The 22,379-nt window shown below is 73.6% G+C and carries 21 protein-coding genes and 2 pseudogenes; 10 read left to right on the forward strand and 13 right to left on the reverse strand.

Annotated elements, in window-relative coordinates; genetic code table 11:
* The first annotated feature begins 158 nt into the window (after nt 1-158).
* The gene (locus AB0D93_RS01830) at nt 159-932 is read left to right on the forward strand and encodes a VOC family protein (RefSeq protein WP_362111206.1); all 774 of its coding nucleotides are present in this window, start codon (nt 159-161) and stop codon (nt 930-932) included.
* 422 nt (nt 933-1,354) lie between these two features.
* On the opposite strand, the gene AB0D93_RS01835 is transcribed toward AB0D93_RS01830, so the two are convergent.
* Nucleotides 1,355-2,449 carry a hypothetical protein gene (locus AB0D93_RS01835; RefSeq protein WP_362111209.1) on the reverse strand — a complete coding sequence of 365 codons (1,095 nt, stop codon included), beginning with the start codon at nt 2,447-2,449 and terminating at the stop codon, nt 1,355-1,357.
* A 220-nt stretch (nt 2,450-2,669) separates the two neighbouring features.
* Here AB0D93_RS01835 and AB0D93_RS01840 point away from each other — a divergent pair, with 220 nt between their 5' ends.
* Nucleotides 2,670-2,915, forward strand: coding sequence for a hypothetical protein (locus AB0D93_RS01840; protein ID WP_362111212.1), 246 nt, complete (start codon nt 2,670-2,672; stop codon nt 2,913-2,915).
* Between the two features lie 36 nt (nt 2,916-2,951).
* Here AB0D93_RS01840 and AB0D93_RS01845 read toward each other — a convergent pair.
* Nucleotides 2,952-3,068, reverse strand: a pseudogene (locus tag AB0D93_RS01845) (transporter); the annotation flags it as partial.
* A 114-nt stretch (nt 3,069-3,182) separates the two neighbouring features.
* On the opposite strand from AB0D93_RS01845, the gene AB0D93_RS01850 reads away from it, so the two are divergent.
* The 3 genes from AB0D93_RS01850 to AB0D93_RS01860 all read left to right on the forward strand — a co-directional run bounded on the left by AB0D93_RS01850 (nt 3,183) and on the right by AB0D93_RS01860 (nt 5,814).
* Nucleotides 3,183-3,470: a metal-sensitive transcriptional regulator gene (locus tag AB0D93_RS01850; RefSeq protein WP_362111215.1), complete on the forward strand. Its 288-nt coding sequence runs from the start codon at nt 3,183-3,185 to the stop codon at nt 3,468-3,470.
* Nucleotides 3,471-3,572: 102 nt separating this feature from the next.
* Nucleotides 3,573-4,523, forward strand: coding sequence for an RNA polymerase sigma-70 factor (locus AB0D93_RS01855; protein WP_362111218.1), 951 nt, complete (start codon nt 3,573-3,575; stop codon nt 4,521-4,523).
* Nucleotides 4,524-4,620: 97 nt separating this feature from the next.
* Nucleotides 4,621-5,814, forward strand: coding sequence for an FAD-dependent oxidoreductase (locus AB0D93_RS01860; RefSeq protein WP_362111221.1), 1,194 nt, complete (start codon nt 4,621-4,623; stop codon nt 5,812-5,814).
* Between the two features lie 78 nt (nt 5,815-5,892).
* On the opposite strand, the gene AB0D93_RS01865 is transcribed toward AB0D93_RS01860, so the two are convergent.
* The 4 genes from AB0D93_RS01865 to AB0D93_RS01880 all read right to left on the reverse strand — a co-directional run bounded on the left by AB0D93_RS01865 (nt 5,893) and on the right by AB0D93_RS01880 (nt 10,946).
* The gene (locus tag AB0D93_RS01865) at nt 5,893-7,065 is read right to left on the reverse strand and encodes a PP2C family protein-serine/threonine phosphatase (RefSeq protein ID WP_362111224.1); all 1,173 of its coding nucleotides are present in this window, start codon (nt 7,063-7,065) and stop codon (nt 5,893-5,895) included.
* Nucleotides 7,066-7,159: 94 nt separating this feature from the next.
* On the reverse strand, nt 7,160-9,184 hold the full coding sequence (locus AB0D93_RS01870) for a cell wall-binding repeat-containing protein (protein ID WP_362111227.1): 2,025 nt from the start codon (nt 9,182-9,184) through the stop codon (nt 7,160-7,162).
* 208 nt (nt 9,185-9,392) lie between these two features.
* Complete coding sequence (locus AB0D93_RS01875; RefSeq protein WP_362111230.1) at nt 9,393-10,217, reverse strand: hypothetical protein; 825 nt, start codon at nt 10,215-10,217, stop codon at nt 9,393-9,395.
* Between the two features lie 96 nt (nt 10,218-10,313).
* Nucleotides 10,314-10,946, reverse strand: a complete 633-nt coding sequence (locus tag AB0D93_RS01880; RefSeq protein WP_362111233.1) for a sigma-70 family RNA polymerase sigma factor — start codon at nt 10,944-10,946, stop codon at nt 10,314-10,316.
* A gap of 390 nt (nt 10,947-11,336) precedes the next feature.
* Here AB0D93_RS01880 and AB0D93_RS01885 point away from each other — a divergent pair, with 390 nt between their 5' ends.
* Entirely contained in the window at nt 11,337-11,804 is a 468-nt protein-coding gene (locus AB0D93_RS01885; protein ID WP_362111236.1) for a DUF1877 family protein, read from the forward strand.
* 121 nt (nt 11,805-11,925) lie between these two features.
* On the opposite strand, the gene AB0D93_RS01890 is transcribed toward AB0D93_RS01885, so the two are convergent.
* On the reverse strand, nt 11,926-13,197 hold the full coding sequence (locus tag AB0D93_RS01890) for a S53 family peptidase (protein WP_362111239.1): 1,272 nt from the start codon (nt 13,195-13,197) through the stop codon (nt 11,926-11,928).
* Nucleotides 13,198-13,451: 254 nt separating this feature from the next.
* On the opposite strand from AB0D93_RS01890, the gene AB0D93_RS01895 reads away from it, so the two are divergent.
* Nucleotides 13,452-14,267 (forward strand): helix-turn-helix domain-containing protein, encoded by an 816-nt coding sequence (locus tag AB0D93_RS01895; RefSeq protein ID WP_362111242.1) that lies wholly within the window; start codon nt 13,452-13,454, stop codon nt 14,265-14,267.
* A gap of 177 nt (nt 14,268-14,444) precedes the next feature.
* Complete coding sequence (locus tag AB0D93_RS01900; RefSeq protein WP_362111245.1) at nt 14,445-15,980, forward strand: FAD-dependent oxidoreductase; 1,536 nt, start codon at nt 14,445-14,447, stop codon at nt 15,978-15,980.
* 26 nt (nt 15,981-16,006) lie between these two features.
* Here the strand turns inward: AB0D93_RS01900 and AB0D93_RS01905 are convergent, their stop codons facing one another.
* The 4 genes and pseudogenes from AB0D93_RS01905 to AB0D93_RS01920 all read right to left on the reverse strand — a co-directional run.
* Nucleotides 16,007-16,759 carry a GAF and ANTAR domain-containing protein gene (locus AB0D93_RS01905; protein WP_362111249.1) on the reverse strand — a complete coding sequence of 251 codons (753 nt, stop codon included), beginning with the start codon at nt 16,757-16,759 and terminating at the stop codon, nt 16,007-16,009.
* Between the two features lie 40 nt (nt 16,760-16,799).
* Nucleotides 16,800-17,564, reverse strand: a complete 765-nt coding sequence (locus AB0D93_RS01910; protein ID WP_362111252.1) for a GAF and ANTAR domain-containing protein — start codon at nt 17,562-17,564, stop codon at nt 16,800-16,802.
* Between the two features lie 120 nt (nt 17,565-17,684).
* Nucleotides 17,685-18,698: a glycosyltransferase family 9 protein gene (locus AB0D93_RS01915; RefSeq protein WP_362111255.1), complete on the reverse strand. Its 1,014-nt coding sequence runs from the start codon at nt 18,696-18,698 to the stop codon at nt 17,685-17,687.
* Nucleotides 18,695-18,928: pseudogene (locus AB0D93_RS01920) on the reverse strand (D-beta-D-heptose 1-phosphate adenosyltransferase); the annotation flags it as partial. The pseudogene AB0D93_RS01920 and the gene AB0D93_RS01915, both read right to left, overlap by 4 nt.
* Before the next feature lie 213 nt (nt 18,929-19,141).
* Between AB0D93_RS01920 and AB0D93_RS01925 the strand changes: the two are divergent.
* The gene (locus tag AB0D93_RS01925; RefSeq protein ID WP_362111258.1) at nt 19,142-19,456 is read left to right on the forward strand and encodes an ANTAR domain-containing protein; all 315 of its coding nucleotides are present in this window, start codon (nt 19,142-19,144) and stop codon (nt 19,454-19,456) included.
* Between the two features lie 11 nt (nt 19,457-19,467).
* Here the strand turns inward: AB0D93_RS01925 and AB0D93_RS01930 are convergent, their stop codons facing one another.
* Nucleotides 19,468-20,949, reverse strand: coding sequence for a multicopper oxidase domain-containing protein (locus AB0D93_RS01930; protein WP_362111261.1), 1,482 nt, complete (start codon nt 20,947-20,949; stop codon nt 19,468-19,470).
* A 33-nt stretch (nt 20,950-20,982) separates the two neighbouring features.
* Nucleotides 20,983-21,303, reverse strand: a complete 321-nt coding sequence (locus AB0D93_RS01935) for a GYD domain-containing protein (RefSeq protein WP_362111265.1) — start codon at nt 21,301-21,303, stop codon at nt 20,983-20,985.
* A gap of 134 nt (nt 21,304-21,437) precedes the next feature.
* Here AB0D93_RS01935 and AB0D93_RS01940 point away from each other — a divergent pair, with 134 nt between their 5' ends.
* Nucleotides 21,438-22,304 (forward strand): GNAT family N-acetyltransferase, encoded by an 867-nt coding sequence (locus tag AB0D93_RS01940; RefSeq protein WP_362111268.1) that lies wholly within the window; start codon nt 21,438-21,440, stop codon nt 22,302-22,304.
* Nucleotides 22,305-22,379: the final 75 nt, after the last annotated feature.

Here is a 22,379-nt window from a genome sequence, read left to right on the forward strand (position 1 = left end):
AGGCTGTGTGCAGTCCGTGTGGCACTCCTGCGCAGATTCGCGGGGTTCTCTTCCCCGGCCGGGTGAAACCGGGCGCGCGTCCGGTCCGGCGGGCCGGCCCGGGGCCGGTCCGTCGGCATAGTGGCGGGCGGCTTCACACCGGACGGCAAAGGAGACGCATGCTCGGCACAGAGTTCCGCACGGGGTCGCCCATCTGGCTCGACCTCGGCAGCCCCGACCTCCCGGCGGCCGTCGCCTTCTACGGCGCCGTCTTCGGCTGGGAGTTCGTGTCCGCCGGCCCGGAGGCGGGCGGCTACGGCTACTTCCAGAAGAACGGCGGCACGGTCGCCGCCCTCGGCCCGCTGACCGAACCGGGGGCGAGATCCGCGTGGATGACGTACTTCCGCACCGGTGACGCCCAGGCCACCGCCCGGGCCGTGACCGAGGCCGGCGGCAAGCTGCGCGCCGAGCCGGTGACCCTGGGCGAGGCCGCCTTCGTCCAGTTCACCGACCCGCAGGGCGCGCAGTTCGCGGTGCTCCAGTCCGGGCAGGGACTGCAGCGGGCGTCCGAGGACGGCACGCTGGTGTGGGTGGAGCTGCACGTCGGCGATCCGGCGGCGGCCATCGCCTTCTACCGGGAGCTGTTCGGCTGGCGCGCCCAGGAGATGCAGGCACCCGGCATGACGTACCAGGTGCTCAGCATCGCCGAGGGCGACCAGCAGGAGGGCTCCTTCGGCGGTGTGGCCCCGCTGCGGGACGGCAGGGAGGAGGCGCGCTGGGTGCCGTACTTCGCCGTGACGGACGCGGACGCGGTCGTCACCGCGGTGGGTCACAGCGGTGGCTCGGTGCTGATGCCGGCGGCGAACGTCCCCGGGGTCGGCCGCATCGCGTGGCTGGCCGACCCGGCCGGGGCGGTGTTCGCGGTCCTCAGGCCGGACCCGCGCCAGGCCTGACGGGACGCGAGCAGCGGGGCGACCACGCGACGCAGTGCTGCTCCAGTAGCCGTGACCCGGTGCAGTAGCTTGCGAATCCGCCCGGAATCGCCCGCGTCACGCGGAGCCGACCTGGTGCGGGCCCTGGTGCTCGCGATGGTACCGGCGGCGTGGTGGGCGGGAGCGCTGACGGTGGGCCGGCTCTACGCGGTCGCCCTGGTCCACGGGGCCGGAGCCTGTGCGCGGCGGCGGTCGGCCTCGCGGCCCTCCCGCTGGGCGGGGTCGTCTGCGTCGTGGCCGAGTCCAGCGTGCAGCAGGGGCCGTGGGCTCGGTGTTCGGCGCACCGGCCACGCTGTGGGTGGGCGTGGCCGGCATGACGCTGAGGTTCCTGCCGAACTACCTGTCTCCGCTGCGCGCCCTGCGGAGTGTGCGTGCGGCACCGCTCAGGAGCGGGTGGCGGTCCCGCAGGTCCTGGCGCTCCCGCCCCGCCCACCCGCCTCGACCGGCGTGCTCCGGTCGTAGGGGTCGATGGTCCGGCCGTCGTCCGGGCTCGCACTCCCGGTGCCGAACTCGGGGGTGAGATAGCCGGTGTAGGTGCCGCAGCCGCCGTTGGTGGTGTCCGACTTGTAGGAGCGGAGGGAGAAGGTCCCGCGCTCGGTGATCACCTTCGCCGGGTCGTCCCAGCTCATGACGATCTCGCGGCGCACGATCGTGCGCACGACCTCGTCTCCGTCCGCCCCGGCGCGTGCGACCGGGTAGACGAACGTGACGTCGGCGGTCACCTCGACCGCGCCGCGCTCGCCCTCCCGGTACGTGATCCGTCCCCGGGACTTGACCACGTCCCCGACGAGCCGGACCTTCGCCTGGTCGAACCGGCTGAACAGCAGCAGGGGATCGTCGCCGCGGCTGGGGGAGCGGAACGCCGCCGCCAGATAGCGCTGTACGTCCTGCTGGTGGGGGTTGATCAGCGCGATCGCCCGCTTCGGCCGCTCCCCCCGGAGCACACCGTGGTCCAGGTTCGACGCGACGAGGAAGTCCCGGCTCCGGTCGAGCGCCTGCGCCACCTGCTCCTTGCCCATCCAGCCGGTCGCCCGTGCCGCGGGCATCCCGATCCCGGCCGCCCCGTCGTCCCAGCGCGCCGCGGGCGATCCCCTGAACGGCTGCTCCCGGGTGGGCCGTTGGTCCGCGGCCGTCGTCGGCGGTGGCTGGTCCGGGCGCTCGGACTCCGCGGCGAGCGGCGCACCCGCGCCGCCCCCGCCCCCGAACCATCCGGTGACCCGCCCCGGATTCAGCGCCACGACCAGCAGACCGGCCGCGACCAGCAGACCGGCCACGTACCGGGCCTTGCCGCCACCGCGCCGGGGCGGTTCATGAGCGCGCCAGGCGTCCGGCCGGGCCGGCTCCTCCCGCAGCCGCCGCGCCACCATCCGGGCCCGGGCCGACGGTTCCTGGGGCGCGCCCCGAGTCCCGGCCTCGGCCTCCCGGAGGAACCGCTCCCACTCCTCGTCCGATATGGACGACTCCCCGTCCTTGCCCACGCCGTGTCCCCGCCCTTCTCGCTCATCCCGACCGGCCCCTCCCCGGAGCCGATGGCCGTGCGGCACGCATCATCACACAGCCGGATCCGGGGCCGTGATCCCCCGTACCGGGTCGGCGTCGGCATCGCCGGCCCGGAACAATTCCGGTGCGGGACGCGCTGATTCCCGTAGCCGGCCGGGTGTACGGCCCCCGGGTCGCCGGAGGAGGAGCGTGGGAGCGATGACGACGGCAGGAGAGGTGGCACAGGTCCCGCTGGTGACCAGGTGCGGGCGCCGGATCGAGGTGCACTGCCTGTGGTTCGGGCGTCCGGACCGGCCCGTCGGCCGGATCACCCTGGACGTCGGCGAGGACCAGGGCGGTGAGCCGGGAGTGTGGGCGGCCCTCACCCCGGCCGAGGCACGCGACCTGGCCGGGCTGCTGCTTCGGCAGGCGGGAGCGGCGGAAGAGGGCGCCGGCGCCCGGTGACGCGGGCGCCCGGGTGGGGGCGTGGCCCGTGGAGCGTCAGCGGCCGCGCAGCGCGGCGATCGTCGTGTCGAGGTCGGCCGGGCCGGGCCGGTTGTGGGGCAGCTTGTCCAGTACGACGGCCATGCCGCAGGTGTCGGTGAGGGCGGAGAGGACGGGGGTGTGGGGGCTGGTCGTGTGTGAAGTGATCCTTGTTGGTCGCCGCCGTCCCGAACCGGGACGTACAGTACCCCCAGGGGTATTTTTTCAGGGAGCTGGTGAGGAGTGACGGTGGACCTGGAGCTTGAGGGCGCGGCCCTGAAGTCGGTGCTGAACCGGCTCCGGCGTGCGCAGGGTCAGATCTCCGGCGTGATCCGGATGATCGAGGAGGGGCGGGACTGCGAGGACGTCGTCACCCAGCTGGCCGCCGCCTCGCGCGCCCTCGACCGGGCGGGTTTCGCGATCATCGCCACCGGTCTGCAGCAGTGCGTGGCGGACATCGAGTCGGGCCGCAAGAACGGTGAGGACACGGAGGCGATGCGCGCGCGGCTGGAGAGGCTGTTCCTGTCGCTGGCGTAGGCCGGCAGCCGCCCACGGTCCGCGGATCGCCGTCCCGTACGTCCGGCAGCACACGCGCACCGTCGCGGCGGAGCCGCGCACCCCGCGGGCTAGGATCCGGCCATGGCTCTGACCCTGAGCGACGTGCACCGGTTCGAGGCGTCCAGACCCCGTCTGGAGGCCATCGCCTACCGTCTCCTCGGGTCCGCGAGCGAGGCCGAGGACGCCGTGCAGGAGACCTTCCTGCGCTGGCAGGCCGCCGACGTGGACCGCGTCGAGGTCCCCGAGGCCTGGCTGACGAAGGTGCTCACCAACCTGTGCCTCAACCAGCTCACCTCGGCCCGCGCACGCCGCGAGACCTATGTGGGCCAGTGGCTGCCCGAGCCGCTGCTCGCCGGGGACCCGATGCTCGGCCCCGCCGACACCGCGGAACAGCGCGAGTCGGTCTCGTACGCGGTGCTGGTCCTGCTGGAGCGCCTGGCCCCGAACGAGCGCGCGGTGTACGTGCTGCGGGAGGCCTTCGCCTACCCGCACCGGGAGATCGCCGAGATCCTCGACATCACCGAGTCCGCCAGCCAGCAGATCTTCCACCGCGCCAAGAAGCACGTCGCGGACGGCAGGGCCCGCACCGAGATCGACCGGGACGCCGCCCGGCGGATCGTGGACGAGTTCCTCGCGGCCGCCACCAGCGGCAGGACCGAGCCGCTCGTGCGGCTGCTCACCCAGGACGCCGTCGCGATCGGTGACGGCGGAGGCAAGGTCCCGGCCCGCGCCAAGGCCTTCGAGGGCGCCCTCGCGGTCGCGAAGTTCATGCGGGGCCTGTTCAGGCCCGGCCCGGCCCAGCGCGCCCTGGCCGGCGGCTCGCCCGAGATCTACGCCACGACCGCCAACGGCGAGCCCGCCCTCGTGGCGGTCGTCGACGGCCGGGTCTTCGGCGTCATGTGCCTGGAGATCACCCCCGAGGGCATCGCCGCGTTCCGCAACCAGGTCAACCCCGACAAGCTGGAACGCGCGACCCGGCAGTGGGCGGCCGTCGACCACGGCGAACCCCTGCTCACCCTCTTCCCGCAATGATGTGAGGTGCTTCACATCCCACTCCTGTCAGGAAACGGCGGGCCGCCCGGTTCAAGGGGCGAATCCGCTGAAGACAGCAGCAGACAGGAGCCAGGAGATGCAGCACCGCATCGTCGTCCTCGGGGCCGGATACTCCGGAGCCATCGCCGCCGGGCGCCTCGCCAGGCGGCTGCACCCCGAGGACGTCGCCATCACCCTCGTCAACGCCGAGCCCGACTTCGTCGAGCGGGTCCGGATGCACCAGCTCGCGGCCGGCCAGGACCTCAGGCCCCGGCCGCTCGGCGAGATGTTCGCGGGCACCGGCGTCGAACTGAAGCCGGCGCGGGTCACCGCCGTCGACGTCGACCGCAGGACCGTCACGGTCAGCGGCCCGAACGGCGCCGAGGAACTGTCGTACGACACCCTCGTCCACGCCCTCGGCAGCGGCTGGAACGACCAGGGCGTCCCCGGCACCGCCGAGCACGCCCACGAGCTCGCCGGCCGTCCCGGAGCACTCCGGTTGCGCGAGCGCCTGGCCGGCCTGGCCGCCGGACAGCCCGTGCTCGTGGTCGGCGGCGGCCTCACCGGGCTGGAGGCCGCGACCGAGATCGCCGAGGCCCGCCCGGACCTCGACGTCGCCCTCGCCGCCCGCGCCGGCCTCGGCGACTGGCTCTCGCCCAAGGGCCGCCGGCACCTGCGGAAGGTCTTCGACCGGCTCGGCATCACCGTGCGCGAGCACGCCGACGTCACCGCCGTCGAGGCCGACCGCGTCGTCCTCGCCGACGGCACGGCCCTCCCGGCCGCGGTCACCGTGTGGACCACCGGCTTCGCCGTCCATCCGATCGCGCGGGCCACCACCCTGGAGGTCACGGACACGGGCCGGATCGTGGTCGACCGGACCATGCGCTCGGTCTCGCACCCGGACGTGTACGCCGTCGGCGACGCGGCCATGGCGATGGGCCCCGGCGACAAGCCGCTGCGGATGTCGTGCGCCTCGGGCGTCCCGACCGCCTGGCAGGCCGCCGACGCCATCGTGGCCCGGCTGACCGGCGCGAAGGTCCCGAAGACCCCGGTGCGCTACTTCAACCAGTGCATCTCGCTGGGCCGCGGGGAAGGCCTGATCCAGTACGTCACCGCCGACGACCGCGCCGTCCGTGCGGCCCTGACGGGTCGGCTCGCCGCCCACTACAAGGAACTGGTCTGCAAGGGAGCGGCCTGGGCCGTCGCCAACCCGACCCTCCTACCGGCCCGCCGCCGCCGCGTCGCCCGGCAACCGGCCAACACCCCCGCACCGGCCGAGGCCACGACCTGATCCCACCCCGTCCGACGAACACCGGCCCCGACCGGACGCGGTCCGTCCTGGTCCTCCGGAGTGGCTGTCGCTGGTGGCTCAGTGCGTGTCCGGTCCGCCGTGGTGGCCGACCCCGGCGATGTGGACGCCGTGTCGATGGGCCCGGTGCGGGCTCGGTGTGCGGCAGAGGGCGATGAGCGCGGCGTCGTCGTCCAGGCGGCCGCCCACGTGGTCGAGCAGGTCCCGGCGGATGTGGTGCAGCAGCTTCTCGGGGCTGCTGCCGGCCCAGCGGACGGCGCGTCCCGCCAGCGGGTAGAAGGTGCCCTCGGCGTCGCGGGCCTCGACGACGCCGTCGGTGTAGAGCAGCAGGGTGTCGCCGGGCTCGAAGGAGAGCACGTCGACGGTGTAGTCACCGGGCGCCGGGCCGTGGATCCCGAGCGGGGGCGCCGGGTGCACGGGGACGGTGACGGCGCTGCCCTGGCTGAGCAGCAGGGGCGGCGGATGGCCGCAGCTCAGGATCCGGGTGACGTGGCCGTCGTCGGGGATCTCGGCCAGCATCACGGTGGCGAACCGCTCGCCGGTCTCCTCCTCGGGCACGAGGTCGGGCAGGTTGCGGGCCACGCTCTGCTCCAGGGCGGTGGCCAGCGCGGGCAGCGTGGTGTGGTGGTGGGCGGCTTCCCGGAAGGCGCCGATGAGGAGGGCGGCCTCGCCGATGGCGGACAGGCCCTTCCCGCGGACGTCGCCGATCATGACCCGTACGCCGTTGTCGGTGGGGGTCGCGGCGTACAGATCACCGCCGATCTGGGCCTCTGCCTCGGCGGCCAGGTACAGGCAGGCGATCCTCATGGAGCCGATCTGTTCCGGCAGCGGCCACAGCAGAACGTGCTGCGCGGCCTCGGCGACCATGCGCACCTGGGCCAGCTGGCGCCGCCGCCGCTCACGGATCACGCAGTAGAACACCGTCAGGGCCGACAGCACGGCGAGGGCGAGGAGCTGCACCAGCACGTTGCGTGAGAACAGCACACCGAAGTGCCAGCCGATGTACGCCTGCGCCCCGACGGTCAGGAGACCGATCAGCCCGGTGGACCAGGCGCCGGCGAACGAGACGGTGATCGCGGGGGCGATGACCAGCAGCGGACCGAGGTGGATGTCGGCCGGGACCAACTGGTCCACCATCGTGATCACCACGATGAGCACGATGGGGATCAGCAGCAGCGCATGGCTCGACTGCCAGGGCCGCCGCACACCGGCAAGGCGTGGCCGGACGTTCACATCTACCACTGTGCACCACCACTGGCGGGGCGGCGATCGGCTCACGCCCAGGTCCGCGCCCGGGCCGCCGGCGTCGGCGGCCCGGGCGCGGCGGTCACCTCCTGACCGTCACCTGCAGTGGGGCCAGGTCCGGGTGGGCAGCGGGCTCGGTGCTGCCGGCGGACTGGGGCTGGGCGGTCACGCCCTGCGGGGCCGCTCCCTTGTAGTACGGGGTGTAGGTGTAGTGGCTGCCCACGCCGATGGCCGCGCCGATCGTCGGGATGACGGACGCGTCGACCGAGCCGGTGCCGCCGAAGACGGCCACGTGGTGCAGGCTTGCGGACATCCACATCAGGTACCGCTTGGTGTCGTACGGCAGCGAGGTGACGTCGGTCCACAGCAGCGGACCGTACGTGGTCATCGCCGCCGACGCGGAGACCCCGCCGCGCCAGCTGCCCACGGAGGCCACCGCGGCGTCCGACGGCAGCGACCACCAGAACTGGGCGAGGCTCCTGGCGTTGGACTGCGGCGTGCCGCCGGCGACCCGGTAGTACGTGTACTTGCTGGGCCAGTTCGGCATCCTGCCCGCGTTGTACGCCCTGGTCAGGGCCGACTCGGCGTCGGTGCCCACCGTGATGATCCTCGTGGTGCCCGGGCTGTACTTGTTGAGGTAGCCGTAGACCGACGCGGTCATGGTCGAACCGTCGGTCAGCAGCACGACCGCGGTCCCCGAACCGCCCAGGGAACCGGCGGCGGAACTCGCCGCGAGGGCGTTGTGGTAGTCGGTGCCGGTCGCGAGGAAGACGTACTTCGGTGTGCTGGTGACGGCCTTGGCCACGGCCACCGAGGTGGAGTAGCGCGAGACGTCCGACAGCCGCTTGGCCGTGTATCCGAGCGAGGTCACCTTGGACGCCACCGCGCTGCCGAGGACCTTGGTGCCGCCGACCAGGTAGACCGTCCGGCCCTTCGGCAGGATGCGCTTCAGCTCGGTCTGCACCGAGGTGTCCAGGCCCGTGCCGGAGGTCATCAGCACCGGCCCGCGCTTCTTGCCGGCCAGCGAGGTCGCGGTCGTGGCGTACGCCGAGTCCGACTTGCTGATGAGGACGGCCGCGCCCGCGTTCGCCAGGCCGGGCGTGCTCGTGCCGACCGTGTTCCAGGTCCACTTCGACGACGCGATGTTGGTGTCGTAGGTGTCCGAGCCGTAGACCCGGGAGATCGCGTTGTCGCGGATGGGCTGCCAGGCCACGTCGGTGCCGTCGCCCTGGGGCACCTTGGCCACCGTGCCCGTGCCGAGGTCGAGGATCCGCAGCTGGGGGCCGCTCGGGTCGTCCGGGCTGCCGGAGTTGTAGATGTCGTACGCGATCCGGTCGCCCTTCGGCGACCACGCGGGCCGGTTGTGGCCGTAGTCGCCCGTCGTGACCTGGGCCAGTCCGGTGCCGTCGGTCTTGACGGTGAAGATCTGCTTGTGCCCGTCGACGGACCTGGTGAAGGCCACCGAGCCGCCGTCCGGGGACATGCTCGGCTCGTTCGCGTCGTCGGCGAGCTTCTTGAACGCCCCGGTACGGCCGTTGTAGACCCACACGGCGGGCGTGCCGGTCGTGGTGCAGCTGGTGCCCGTGCGGACGAACGCGAGCATGCCGTTGACCGCGCCGCTGGGCTTGGAGTCGCAGCCGTCGACGTCGGTGCCGAACAGCGCCTCGGGTGCGCGGGTGCCGTCCGCCGCGGTGATCCGCAGCCGGCCGCCGGCCGCGAAGACGACGTCACCGCCGCCGTACCAGAACGTCGGGTCCTTCGGATGCCAGCCGCTGCCCGCCGGCATGGCGATGTCGACCCCGGTGTCCTCCGAGTCGGCCCATGCCGTGCGGATGTGGTCGTCGTAGGGGTTCACGAAGGCGACCTGGCTGCCGTCGGCGGACCAGGCGCCCTGGTTGCCGGTCGGGTAGAACTGGGCCGCGAAGGACCCGTCGGGGTTGACGAAGGCCATCTGGCCGCCGACGTCGGTGTACAGCAGCTTCCCGTCGACGGCGGGCCAGCCGTCGGAGGCGGCCACCGCCGGCCCCGGAAGAGCGGCGAGGAGCCCCGCCGCGAGCGCGGCGACGCCGGTGAGCGCCGCGAGTCTTCGGCGCAGGTGTGTGTTCAAAAGTGCCCCCACAAGTGAATGGATGGCCACCGGGCCTCTCCCCCGAGGCGAACGGACGGCATCGTGTTCGTTGTCCGTACGGCAGCGGCGAAACAGTAATGGCAGGCCACGGCGCATGTGAAGACAGGGGTCACATGGGGGGGTGGCGGCTACCGCGCCAGGCACATCAAGCGGACCCGGGCGCCCGCGAAGCACCTCTGATCCGGCGCTACTTGTGCTTCCCGCCGCTCCCACCGCCCGTCCCGCCGCTCCCGGACGCCTTGTCCGTGCCGCCGGGGTCGCTGCCGGACGTGCCGTTGCCCGCCCCGCCGGACGCGCCCTTGCCGGAGTTGCCGGAGGCGCCGCTCCTGCCCGTCGCGCCCTCGCCGGCGCCCGCCGCACCCGAGCCGGACTTGCCCGGGCCGCCCGGCGGGGCCGTCGCCCGCGCCAGTTGCCCGGCGCAGTACGCGGCGACCTTCGTCCGGCCGCCGGCCGCCGTGACGAGCCGCTGCCAGGCTGTCGAGTCGAGCGCCTTGCCGTGGCCGTCCACCTGCTCATAGGCGCGGCAGTGGGCTTCGGTGTCCTGGGCGGTGGGCGGCCTGTCCGCCGGCCGGTGGCCGCCGGAGGACGTCGACGAGCCCGCTCCGCCCGGCCGGTCCGGGGCCGCCGCCGACGGGCGCGCGGCCCGGCCGTCGCGGGCCCCGTCCGAGGACGAGCCCGCGGAGCCGATGGCCGCGACGGCGACACCACCCAGGGTGAGGCTGGCGAACACCACGCCGAACGTCATCCTCAGGGGCCGTCGGGCCCGCCGCTCCGCGCGCGGCCGCCAGTCGTCCCGCCGCCGGGTCCGCGCGTGCGCGCCCGCGGCGCGCGCGGCCCGGAACGCCGCCACGGCCCGCTGCTCGGCCCGGGGATCGAGATCGCCGGCGCGCAGGACGGCGGCCAGCGCCGTCTCCAGCGCGGCGGCCTCGACCGCACCCGGCGCGCCGGACACGGCGCCGGGCTGCGCATGCCGACGGCCCGGTACTCCGTCGCCGCTCAGCCGTTCACCCATGTCCGCTTCCGTTCCTGTCCGTTCCCGTCCGGCCGTTTCGATGCGTCCGGTGCACCGCGCCCGGTGCCGTCCGTCGGCCGCTGCCGCCGGAGTCGTTCATGTCGACTCCCCCAGCGTTCGGGCAGCCCCATCCGTCACACCCTCCTCCGCCTCGCCGCCGACGCCGAGTTGCACGGCGAGGCGTTTCAGACCCCGGTGGGCCGCCGTACGCACCGCTCCGGGGCGCTTGCCGAGGACGCGTGCGGCGGCGGGACCGTCGAGGCCGACCACGACCCGCAGGAGCACGGCCTCGGCCTGGTCCCGGGGCAGCCGGCGCACCAGTTCCAGGGCGCGCGCCGTGGACAGGGACTCCAGCGCCTGCTCATGGGTGTTGTGCGGAGCGGGCAGGTCCAGTACGTCCTGCTCGGTCCCGCCCGCCCGGGGCCGCACGCGCCGGCGGCGCAGATGGTCCAGCGCGCGGTGCCGGGCGATGGTCGCGGTCCAGCCGCGGAACCCGGCGCCGTCGCCCTTGAACCGGCCGAGGTCGCGGGCCACCTCCAGCCAGGCGTCGGCGGCCACGTCCTCGGCGTCGTCGCCGACGATGCCGCGCAGAAAGCCGAGCAGGCCCGGCTGGACGATCCGGTAGGCGACCGCGAAGGCGGACTCGTCTCCCTCCTGGGCCCGTGCGACCGCCGCGCCCAGTTCACCGTCGTACGCCTGTGCGCGCCGGGGTTGCCGTGCCTGGCCCAAGTCTGTCCTCGTTCGCGCCGGTTCGTTGTGGGCTCGTGCCCTCCGCCGCGCTCCGGTCGCATCGACGGCCCCACTCGGACCAGCGTGCGCGCGCACAGAAATGTCACAACGGGGCCGAAGCCCTTCACAACTCCGCCGGTGACCGGCGGCCGCGGCCGGGTGACGTTTCCCGCCGGCCGTGCGCTGGGTGAGTGCCGGGCCGCGGTACCGCCGGGCCGGTCCGGCCGCTCGCCGGCAGCGGTGCCGCAGCTCGCCCCGGACCCGTCTCCGTGCCGTTCTCGACTCCCCCCTGGGCGGCGCGGAGAGGGCGGGCCGGCCGGGACCCCGACCACTGCACCGGGTCCCGGCCGGCCGCGTGACGCTTCGGTGCTCCCGTGCGCTGCCTCTGGCATGAGCGCGTACCTCCGTCTGCGAGCGGTGCCGCCGCCGGCACTGCGCAACAGCTCGACCTGGCTGGAACGGCTCTTCGAGGGCGACTCGGAGACCGTCCGACGCTACCGGGACCAGGAGCGCATCTACACCGGCGCCCGCCCGCGTCCCCTCGCCGAGGACCGGCCCCACACCCAGGTGGTGCTCGGCGGCCTGCCGGTGTTCCACGCCGACCGGCACAAGCCCCCGCTGCTGGTGCTGACGGCGGCCCAGGCCCGCCGGGTGGCCGGGTTCCTGGCCACGGCCGACTTCGCCGCGCTGTGGGACTTCGCCCGGGACGGCGTGCTGCCGCACTACGGCGGCGTCACCGCGGAGCCCGAGACGTGGCGCGCGTTCGCGGCCGCGCACCAGGAGCTGAGGGCGTTCTACGCCCACACGGCCGAGCGCGGGGACGCGGTGGTGAAGTGTCTGCCCGAACCTGAGGTGTGACGAACGGAGCCTGCACAGAGGGAACTTGGAGCAGCCGGCAGCGCTTCGCCCCGCCGGGGTCCCGGCGGGGCGAAGCGGTCTGTCGGTTCTCTTCCGTTACTTGGTGAAGGCCGCGACTCCGTTACTTGGTGAAGGCGGCGACGCCGTTCGGGGTGCCGAGACCCGTCGGCCCGTCGTAGCCCTTGCCCGCCTTGCAGAGGTAGTTGGCGCAGGAGCCGTTCGAGCCGTCGGTGACGTCGTTCAGCTTGTCCGGGTGGGCGTAGGGGTAGGAGGCCGGGACGTCACCGGAGCCGGGGGTGCCGGCGAGGGCGTAGACGCCGGCGACGAACGGCGCGGAGGCGCTGGTGCCGCCGTACACGTTCCAGCCGCTCGCCTGGTAGGTGTCGTACACGGCGAGACCGGTGGCCGGGTCGGCGACGGCCGCGACGTCGGCGACGGCGCGCTTGGCGCAGTCGGTGTCCTTCTGCCAGGACGGCTTGGCGTCGTACTGCGAGCAGCCCGAGCCGGCACCGTCGCCGCCGGCGGACGTGCCCCAGACGGACTCGGACCAGCCGCGGGTGCTGCTGTCCTTCTTGAGCGAGGTGCCGCCGACGGCGGTCACGTACTGCGAGGCGGCCGGGTACTCGGTGCCGTAGCCGCTGTCACCGGAGCTGACGGTGATGGCGACGCCGGGGTGCTTGAAGTACTTGTCGTCCGCCTGGGTGTCGGCGGTCTCCTCGCCGCCGCCGTAGCTGTTGGAGACGTACTTGGCGCCCTGCTTGACGGCCTGGTTCACGGCCGCGCCGAGGTCGTCCATGTTCGCGGACTTGGCCTCGACGAGCAGGATGTGGCACTGCGGGCAGGCCGCGCTGACCATGTCCACGTCGAGCGAGATCTCCCCGGCCCAACCGGCGTCCGGCGTCGGGTAGCTGGTGCCGCCGTCCTGGTCGATCTTCTTGAAGCAGCCGTTGCCCGTGCTGCACTCCGGCAGGCCGTACTGGGACCGGTAGGCCGCCAGGTCCTTCTCCGCGTTCGGGTCGTCGTTGGCGTCGACGATCGCGACCGTGGCGCCCTTGCCGCCGTCCTTGGGCAGGTTGTAGGCGGCCTGCAGATCGGCCGGTCCGAACCCCTTGGGGGTGTCGTGGCGGCCCAGGGACTTCTGCGTCTTCAGGTCGGTGCGGACCACCGCCTGGCAGGCCATGTAGCCGGGCTTGCTCGGCTGCGAACACAGCGGGCGGGTGTGCACGTCGGCGGCCGTGGCCGCGGTGGTGGCCGTCGTGTGCGACGCGCTGGTGGTCGTGGCGAAGGCCGCCGTCTGCGTGCCGACGGCCAGGCCGCCGGTGATCAGAGCCGCTGCGGACAGGAGCGCGGGCGCCCAGCGGCGTATCGGGGTCCTTCTGCGATGGGACTGCAATGAACTGCCCTCCGTGGGGGGATGGGCGGCTCCACGTCGACGGCCGGAAGCCGGCCTGTCACGCCATGAGCATGACAACCGCTTTCCGTTGGGGGTGGTCGGGTGGGGCCGACTGTCGGGCATCGTTCCGATGCTGCCACCCCGGTCAGTGGTGGCTACCCATGAGGCTATGGAGAATTTGCCGGAGAGAACAGAGGCAGTTGGTAAAAACCTTGGTGTCAACTCCTCTTCCCGGCCGGGTACGTTGTGCGGTCATGGAGCTTGAAGTCGGAACGATCAACGATCTGATGTCGCTGGGCCTGGCCCGGTACGAGGCTCGGGTCTATCTGGCCCTCGTCAGGCGTGGCTCCTACACGGCCGCCGAAGTGGCCCGGGAGGCGGACGTGCCGCGCCAGCGGGTGTACGACGTCCTGGACGCCCTCGTACGGCGGCAGTTGGCCACCGCTCACCCCGGGCGCGTGGCCACGTACTCCGCCGTCACCCCCGAACTGGCCCTCGCCCGGCTGATGGCCGTGCAGCGGGAGTCCGTCGACCGGCTGGAACGGGTCTCGCAGGGCCTGGCCGGTTTGCTGCAGCCGCTGTGGTCCCAGGGGCGGGACCACACCGACCCGCTGGACTACATCGAGATCCTGCGCGACCCGAAGGCGATCTCCGAACGCTTCGCCGACATCCAGCGGCAGGCGCGGCACGAACTGCTCACCTTCTGCAAACCGCCGTTCGTCGCCCCCGCCGAGAACACGGAGGGCCTGGCGGTGGTCCACCGGCTCCACCGGGCGGGCGGTACGGTCCGGGCGATCTACCTCGACGAGGCCCTGCAGGACCCCGGGACGGTGGAGCACGTGCGGCGCTTCGCCGCGGCGGGGGAGGAGGCCCGTTTCGCTCCCGAGCTGCCGCTGAAGCTCGTCATAGCCGACGCTTCCCTCGTCCTGTGCGACATGCCCGACCCGGTGGCCGGCGCCGGCTCCACCACCACCCTCTTCATCGAGCACCCGGCCCTCGCGGGTTGCCTGCGGCTGGCCTTCCACAGCGTGTGGAAAGACTCTGCACCCGGCCCGGAGCCGGGCCTGTAGCGGTGCTCAACTGCCGTGCGATGACGGATGGTTGGCCTTCTGTGCCGGTTGACGCTGTGGACAACGCCCTGGCCGGTGCCGTCGCGCGTGCGGTGACCGGGAGCGGGGGTTCCCGGCCGGTTCACGACGCCCGGCGTGGCCGCGCGTGTCAGCCGGCGTGGCGGGAACCCGGTGGTCATGGACGCTGAGCGAGGAATCCGGGGGTCGTACTGGATCGAGACCGCGCCGGGCGGCGACCCGGCTCCCCCGCCGGCCGGGGACGTCTCCGTCGACGTGGCGGTGGTCGGCGGCGGCATGGCGGGCCTCAGCACCGCCTGGGAGCTGGCCCGGCGCGGCCGCGAGGTGGCCGTGCTGGAGGCCGGCCGGATCGCCGCCGGGGTCACCGGCCACACGACGGCCAAGCTGACCGTGCTGCACACGCTCGTGTACGACCACCTCCGCCGCACCCGCGGCCGTGAGGGGGCGCGGCTGTACGCCCGGTCGCAGTCGGCCGCGCTGCACCGGGCCGCCGAGATCGTCGCCGACCTCGGCATCGACTGCGAGTGGGAGGAGGCGGCGGCCTGCACGTACGCCGAGAGCCCGGAGCGTGTCGCACAGCTGCGGGCGGAGGCCGAGGCGGCACGCGAGGCGGGGCTGCCGGCCGAGTTCGTCACCGGCACCGAGCTGCCCTACCCGGTGGCCGGTGCGGTCCGGGTGACCGGCCAGGTGCAGTTCCACCCCCGCAAGTACCTGCTCGCCCTGGCCGACGACCTGCGCCGGCGCGGCGGCGCCGTGTACGAGGGGACGCGCGTCACCGGCCTCACCGAGGGCGAACCCTGCGTCCTGACGACCGACACGGGTGTGGCGGTGCGTGCCCGCGAGGTCGTCGTCGCCACGCACTACCCCGTCTTCGACCGGGCACTGCTCTTCACCCGGCTCTCCCCGCGCCGCGAACTCGTCGTCGCGGGCACCCTCGACGCGGACCGGGCACCCCGCGACATGTACATCACGCCCGAACAGAACACCCGCTCCGTCCGCAGCGCCCCGTACGGCGACGGCACCCGTCTGCTGATCGTCACCGGGGAGCACTTCGGCCCCGGCACCGCCGACGTCGAGGAACGCTTCGACCGGCTGGCCGCCTGGGCCGACAGCCGCTTCCCGGGTCTGACGTTCACCCACCGGTGGGCCACCCAGGACAACGACTCCACCGACTCGGTGCCCCTCGTCGGGCTGCTGCACCCCGGCAGCCGGCACACCTACGTGGCCACCGGGTTCGGCGGCTGGGGCCTGAGCGGCGGCATCATGGCCGGCAGGCTGATCAGCGACCTCGTCGAGGGCCGCCCGGTCGAGTGGGCGGGCCTGTACGACCCGCGCCGGCTGGTCTCCGTGGTCCGCGAGGGCGTGTCGTTCCTGAAGCACCAGGCCCACGTGGCCAAGCACTTCGTCGGCGACCGGCTGCCGTCCGCCACGGCGCCCTCACCCGACGGCCTCGCACCCGGCGACGGTGCCGTCCTACGGGTGGGCGGACACCAGTGCGCCGTCCACCGGGACGACAGCGGCCGTCTCCAGGCCGTCTCGGCCCGCTGCACCCACCTCGGCTGTCTCGTCGCCTTCAACCGGGCGGAACAGGCCTGGGAGTGCCCGTGTCACGGCTCCCGGTTCGCCCCGGACGGCCGCATCCTCCAGGGTCCGGCCGTGCGGCCGCTGGAGCGGCGCGAGATCCCGCCGTCCTGACCCGGACGGTCCGCGGTCGCGCGGCCTCAGCCCCGCCGGACCACGGCCGGCGGCTGGCCGTCCACGACGGCGGCCGGTTCCAGGGCCCGGGTGACCAGGGCGTGGGCGGTCTCGGTGAGGCGGAGACGGTGGTGGCTCGCGTAGCCGCTGAGCAGCCGGGCGGCTTCGGGAAGGGTGGTTCCCGCCTGTTGGGCGATCATGCCCTTGGCGATCTCGAGCGTGGCCTTGGCGGAGATGACGCTCTGCACGCGGGTGATGACGTCGTCGCTGCGCGCCGGCTCGGTCGACCAGTGCATCAGGGCCAGCGTCGCGGAGTCCGCGAGGGCCTGCGCCAGCAGGACGTCGTCCTCCGGGAGCCCTCCCGCGTGGCTGCGCAGCAGGGTGAGGGTGCCCAGCGGGCGGTCGTGCAGCCGCATGGGGACCGCGTTCAGGGAGCCGTAGCCGGCCTCGAGCATGGCGGTGACGAGTTTCGGCCAGCGCTCGTACTCGGCCGTGCTGTCGGGCACGGCCACCGCCTGAGCGGTGCGGTAGCAGTCCATGCAGGGGCCCTGGCCGGTCTGCACCTGCAGCAGTTCGATGAAGGCGGCGTGGTCGTCGGTGGTCGCCATCGTCTTCAGGCTGCCACGGGCGTCGCCGATCATCACGGCCGCCGCGTCGGCGTCCAGCAGCTCCCGGCAGGAGTGCACCAGACGGTGGAAGAGGTGCAGCGGATCGAACTCCGCGGCATAGGTGTCCGACAGGGCGACGAACGCCTGCGCCAGTTGCCGCTCGCGGTTCATGTTCGTCTCCCCGGCGTTGTTCTCTCGTGAAACGGGCCGCTCAGTCATCGCGGAGGTCCAAGGAGCGGTCGATGACGGCGCGGGCGACCTCGACGGACGTGCTCGCCTGGGCGAAGGCCCGCGCACGCAGCCGCAGCAGGGCCTCCTCGGCGCTCACCCCGAGCTGGACCATGATCATGCCGGTGGCCTGGTGCACCTCCTCCCGGTCCGCTTCCGCTCCCGCCAGCCACGTTACGACTCCTTCGGGGTCTGGAGAAGCGTGGTCGAGGGCGATCACGGCCAGCGTGAGCGCGTCGGCGACCAGCATGGCGGTGCGGATCTGGGCGGCGTCCAGGGAGCCGGGCCGCTCCCGGTACAGGTCGAGCGTGCCCAGCGCGGCCCCGGCACCCGCCAGCGGCAGGGAGAAGGACGCCCGCGCCCCGGCCTGGGCCGCCTGCACGGCGAACAGCGGCCAGCGGCGGGTGTCCGGTACCCGGGTCAGGTCGGCCGCGAACACGGGCGCACGCAACCGGGCCGCCTCCATGCAGGGCCCCTCGCCGAGGGTGTACTGGATCTCCGCGAGCCGTGCCGCGACGCCGTCGCTGGCGAACAGCAGGACACCGGTCTCCGAGCGGTCGCCGAGGACCGACACGGACAGCCCCGAGGCCGCCGGGAGCAGCGTGACACAGGCCCGGCACAGTGACTCGGGCACCTTCGACGGCGCCAGATCCCGTACCGCGGCGATGAGTTCATGGGCGATGCGGGCGCGTTCGAGGTCCGTCTCCTGATCGGCGTTCCCGTCACCCAGGAGGTCGTCGCCCGCCATGACCATCACCTCCCACGCTAAAGGCTCCGTCCGATCTTGGCACAGGGCGGCAGCCGTCCGCGCCCACCGCGGTGGCTCGCCCTCGGTCCTCGGCCCGCACGGCGTTGTCACACCTCGCCGTCACCGGGTTTCCGCGCGGTACCGGGGGAAACCGGACGCGGGCAGGGGACCCCGCCCGTGCGGACCGAGCAGGGCCAGCGCAGCGGCGGCCGCCTCCTCCACGCCGATGCGCATCAGCTGCGGATCCGGCCGGTCGCCGTGCGGATCGCCGGGCGGCCCCGGTTTCCACAGGGCGACGTGCCGCGGGACGGGAGGAGGGCCCCACAGCCGTGGTGAGACGGGGCCGTACAGGGTGACGGACGGCGTGGCGTGGGCGACCGCGAGATGGGCGAGGCCGGTGTCCCCGCTGACCAGGAGCCGGGCACCGGCGACGAGCGCCGACAGCTCGGCGAACGGCAGTCCGCCCCGCAGCTCGTCCCCGGCCGGCAGGCCGGCGCGGCGGGCGACCTCACGGACCAGCGCGTCCTCCTTCGGGCCGCCGGTGACGACCACCCGGTGGCCCGCCGCCCGCAGCCGCCGGGCGAGGCCGGCGAAGCGTTCGGCGGGCCAGCGCCGCGCCGCGGACTCCGCCCCGGGATGGACGACCACGGCCCCCGGCGCCGGGGAGGCGGTGGCCGGCACGGGCAGCCGTACGTCGTCCGGGTCCGCGGCGATGCCGTGGGCCGCGAGGAAGCCGCACCACCGGTCCCGCTCGTGTTCGTCCGGCCGCCACACGGGCGGCCGGACGAGCGAGGGGTCGGCGCAGGCGTACGCCAGCAGGCGGCGGGGGGCGAGGGCGGCCAGCGCGTCACGGCTCTCCGGGCCGTTGCCGTGCAGGTCGATCGCCACGTCGGGGGGCCCGTCCGGCCATCCGGCCAGCGTCGGCACCCCCCGCCCGGGTGCCTCGGCCGGAAGGACCGCGTCCACCGACCCGGTGGCCAGCGCGGCCTCGGTGAGCGCGGCCGGCAGCGCCAGGACGACGCGGTGACCGGGGAACGCGCGCCGGACGCCCCGCAGGGCGGGCACCCCGGCCAGGAGGTCGCCCAGTCCCAGCGCACGCAGCACGAGGACCCGTGGCGGGGGCGCACCGCTCACCGGCGTTCCCTCTCCGGCAGGCGCCGCGCCGGCTCCCGGCCGGAGGCCGCCCGCCGTGCGATGCCGGTGGTGGACCGGCCGTCCAGGTAGGGGAACAGCACCACCTGGCCGCCCCAGCTCTCCACCAGCGACGCCTCCGGCAGCCGGCCGAGGGCGTAGTCGCCGCCCTTCGCCCAGATGTGCGGGCGCAGCTCGCCGAGCAGCCGTTCCGGTGTGTCCTCGTCGAACACCGTGCCCCCGCACCCCGGTCCTCCTGCCCGCCGAGCCGGGCGACAGGACGACCCGGGAAACCCTCGACACGGCAGCCTGACCGGCCGCCGGGGCGGTCTGGCCGGTGTGCCGCCCTGGAGGCCCCCCAACCGCCCGTCGGTGCGTGGGCTGACCCGCACGGCCACCGGATCCGGGGGTGGCACCGGAGCCCGCCGGGCGCGCAGGATGGTCTCGTGGGCGAGCGGGAGCGGCAGCGCGTCACGGAGCTGCGCGAAGAAATCGATCAGCTGAAGCAGGCTGTGACCTCGCACGCCGTGGTGGACCAGGCGATCGGCATGGTCATCGCGTTCGGGCGGCTCACGCCGGAGCAGGCCTGGCAGGTCCTGAGGGAGGTGTCCCAGCACACCAACATCAGGCTGCGCAACGTCGCGGAACTGATTCTCCTCTGGGGCCGCGGGGGAGAGCTGCCCACGGACATCCGGGCCGAGCTGGAGACGGCCCTCGACCGCCACGGTCCGGCCCAGGTTCCGGAGTCACTCCCGGAGTGACCGTCGCCGTGTCAGGAGCAGCGCAGCAGGACCATGAATCCGTAGTCCATGTGGAGCTGCTGGTGGCAGTGGAACAGGGACAGTCCCGGCTGGTCGGCCGTGAAGTCGAAGGCGAGGGCCTGGTAGCCGCCGAGCATGACGACGTCCTTGCGCAGGCCGTGGGTGGGGCCGCCGGAGACGTGGGTGACCTCGAAGGTGTGGCGGTGCAGGTGGACGGGGTGGATGTCGTCGCTGGCGTTGCGCAGCCGCATCCGGTACCGCTTGCCGCGCTCGACGTCCAGCACCGGCGTGTCGGTGTCCATGGAGAAGGGGACGCCGTTGAGGGGCCAGATGTTGAACCCCGCGGCCGCGGCGTTGCGCTTCTCCACCAGCAGGTCGATCGTGCGGTCGGGCCGCCGGCCGGTGGCGCCGGAGCCGGCGAAGGCGCGATAGTCCCAGGTGAACGCGGGCGGTGCGGTCCACCGCGGGGAACCGGTGCGGCCGGCGTACTCCACCACGGTGCCCAGGCCGGCGTTCCGGTCGTCGTCCGAGAGGTCCCCGAGGACCCACACACCCGGGTGGTTCATCTCCACGAGGGCCGAGACGCGTTCGGCGGTGCCGATCCACAGCACCGGGACGCTCGCCCGGCGCGGTACCGGATTGCCGTCGAGCGCGACGACTTCGAAGGTGTGGCCGGGCAGGGCGAGGCTGCGGATCTCGGTGGCGCTGGCGTTGAGGACGTGGAACAGCACACGCTGCCCGGTCCTGACCCTGACCGGCCGACCGTGGCCTAGTTTGCGGCCGTTGACGCTGAAGACGCGGTAGCCGACCTCGTAGCCGCGCGGCATGCCCCGGGCCAGTGAGTCGGCCATGGCCTTCTCGCCCTTGCGCTTCAGCTCCGGCACCGGGGAGCCGGCCAGGAAGGACAGGGGCACGTCCCCGCCGTGGCTGAGGGAGGGTTCGAACTCCTTCAGCGTCAGGAACACTTCCTGGTCGTAGGCGCCGGGGTCGGCCTTCGGCTCGATGTAGACCGGGCCCGCCTGACCGGAGTACGTGCTCCTGGTCAGGTCACCGTGTGCCGCCACATGGGTGTGGTAGAAGCGGAAACCGGCCGGTCCGGGGGTGAACGACAGGCGCCGCGTCCCGTGCGCGGGGATGTCCGGGGTGCCCTCCTCGGCGGCCCCGTCCACGTCGGCGGGCACCCGCTGGCCGTGCCAGTGCAGCAGTTCGGGTGTGCCGGTGTCGTTGTGCACGTCGACCACGACCGGGCGGCCTTCGGTGAACCGCAGCAGCGGCCCGGGGAACCGGCCGTTGTACGTCGTGGTCGTCACGGTCGTGCCCGGCGCGAGCTCGACGCGTCCGGTCGCGATCCGCAGCGTGTGGTCGGCCCTTCTCGGGGGAACGGCCGCGCTCACCGCCGCCGGTGAGTCGCAGCCGGTCGCCACACCCGAGCCGGCTCCGGCCAGCAGCGCGGCACCCCCGAGCCGGAGAGCCTCGCGACGAGAGACGGACACCGCTGTGCTCCCTTCCGTTCCGGCCGCGCGCGTTCACGCGCCGGGAGGCCGGAAGGTGACCTGCCGACGGGCCGCCTGGTCGATCTCGTCGAGGGTGAGGAGGGGAGTGGCCCGGGTGCGGAGCGCGCCGCCGGCCTTCACTCTGAGGCTGACGGCCGCCATGGAGACCGGGTCGGGGAAGTCGACGATGCACACCAGGTCGTCCTCCCCGAAGGCGAAGTACATGGCCTCGACCGTCCCGCCGAGGTCGGTGACGGCCTGGTCGACGGCAGCGCGGCGACCACTCCCGCCCTCCTTGAGCAGACCCTTCGTGCCCTCGGGCGTGTAGCTGGCCTGGATGAGGAACTTCGGCATAGGTGGCGCTCCCTGCCCGTGACGTGTCCGGTACGCACCATGGCCTTCCCGCTGCCCTGCCGCCCCCCACTCACCGCACGGCCGGATTCACTCGTAGTGCTCCCCCGGTTCGAGTACGTCGGGGAAGATGAAGCATGCGTCCCGACGACTGGCACCTCACCGAAGACGTCGACGACTTCCTCGCCCGGGCCGGGGGCTTCCTGCGTTCGCGTCCCGTCCTGCACACCATGCAGCTGACGGTGTTCGAGAAGCTGCGAACGCGCGGAGCGGACGCGTACGGCGCCCCCGCCACCGTCGCCGGCCGGCTGGAACGGGCGGGCGAGGTCGGCGCCACCTTCTACCGCCTCCCGTCCGGCGGCCTGGGCGTCACCTCTCTGACTCCCGAGCAGGCCGACAGCCTCGCCGCCCACCTGGTCGCGCTCGGCCACCCCGTTCGCTCCGTCAGCGCAGACCAACGTTCCGCCGCTGCTTTCGCCGAGGCCTGGCAGCGGCACACGGGCGCGACGCCGAAGCTCCGCGTCCGGCTCCACCTGTACCGCCTCGGCGTGCTCACCCCGCCGGAGCCGGTCCCGGCGGGCCGGGGCCGGCCCGTGGGCGAGCCGGACCACGAGCACCTCATGGGCTGGTGCCGGGAGTTCGCCGCGGACGTCGGCGAGGTCGTCTCCATCGACGCCTCGACCTGGGCCGGCACACGGTTCGCCGAGAAGCGCTACATGTACTGGGAGACCCCGGACGGCACGCCCGTCTCCATGGCGGGCATGAACCCGTTGGTCGGCGGCCAGGTCCGGGTGGACCCCGTCTACACCCCGGCCCGCCTGCGCGGCCGTGGCTACGCGGGCGCGGTGACGGTCGAGGCGAGCAGGGCCGCGCTGGCCGCGGGCGCCGAGGAGGTCGTGCTGTTCACGAACGCGGCCAACCCCACCAGCAACGCCCTCTACCAGCGCGTCGGGTACGTCCGGGTCACCGACTGGGCCGCGTACGACTTCTCCCGCGACGGGTAGCCGGCGCAGCGGTCATCACCCGTACGGCGGGCCCGGCGTGCGACTGGTCACCGCGCCCGGAAGCTTAGTATCTAT

The sequence above is a fragment of the Streptomyces sp. NPDC048191 genome (assembly GCF_040652655.1).
Lineage (GTDB): Bacteria > Actinomycetota > Actinomycetes > Streptomycetales > Streptomycetaceae > Streptomyces.

What these genes read in the sequence shown, in the direction of transcription:
- AB0D93_RS01830 (WP_362111206.1), top strand. Translation starts at nt 159, where the DNA reads ATGCTCGGCACAGAGTTCCGCACGGGGTCGCCCATCTGGCTCGACCTC.
- AB0D93_RS01840 (WP_362111212.1), top strand. Translation starts at nt 2,670, where the DNA reads ATGACGACGGCAGGAGAGGTGGCACAGGTCCCGCTGGTGACCAGGTGC.
- AB0D93_RS01855 (WP_362111218.1), top strand. Translation starts at nt 3,573, where the DNA reads ATGGCTCTGACCCTGAGCGACGTGCACCGGTTCGAGGCGTCCAGACCC.
- AB0D93_RS01860 (WP_362111221.1), top strand. Translation starts at nt 4,621, where the DNA reads ATGCAGCACCGCATCGTCGTCCTCGGGGCCGGATACTCCGGAGCCATC.
- AB0D93_RS01875 (WP_362111230.1), bottom strand. Translation starts at nt 10,217, where the DNA reads ATGGGTGAACGGCTGAGCGGCGACGGAGTACCGGGCCGTCGGCATGCG.
- AB0D93_RS01885 (WP_362111236.1), top strand. Translation starts at nt 11,337, where the DNA reads ATGAGCGCGTACCTCCGTCTGCGAGCGGTGCCGCCGCCGGCACTGCGC.
- AB0D93_RS01895 (WP_362111242.1), top strand. Translation starts at nt 13,452, where the DNA reads ATGGAGCTTGAAGTCGGAACGATCAACGATCTGATGTCGCTGGGCCTG.
- AB0D93_RS01900 (WP_362111245.1), top strand. Translation starts at nt 14,445, where the DNA reads ATGGACGCTGAGCGAGGAATCCGGGGGTCGTACTGGATCGAGACCGCG.
- AB0D93_RS01905 (WP_362111249.1), bottom strand. Translation starts at nt 16,759, where the DNA reads ATGAACCGCGAGCGGCAACTGGCGCAGGCGTTCGTCGCCCTGTCGGAC.
- AB0D93_RS01910 (WP_362111252.1), bottom strand. Translation starts at nt 17,564, where the DNA reads ATGGCGGGCGACGACCTCCTGGGTGACGGGAACGCCGATCAGGAGACG.
- AB0D93_RS01935 (WP_362111265.1), bottom strand. Translation starts at nt 21,303, where the DNA reads ATGCCGAAGTTCCTCATCCAGGCCAGCTACACGCCCGAGGGCACGAAG.
- AB0D93_RS01940 (WP_362111268.1), top strand. Translation starts at nt 21,438, where the DNA reads ATGCGTCCCGACGACTGGCACCTCACCGAAGACGTCGACGACTTCCTC.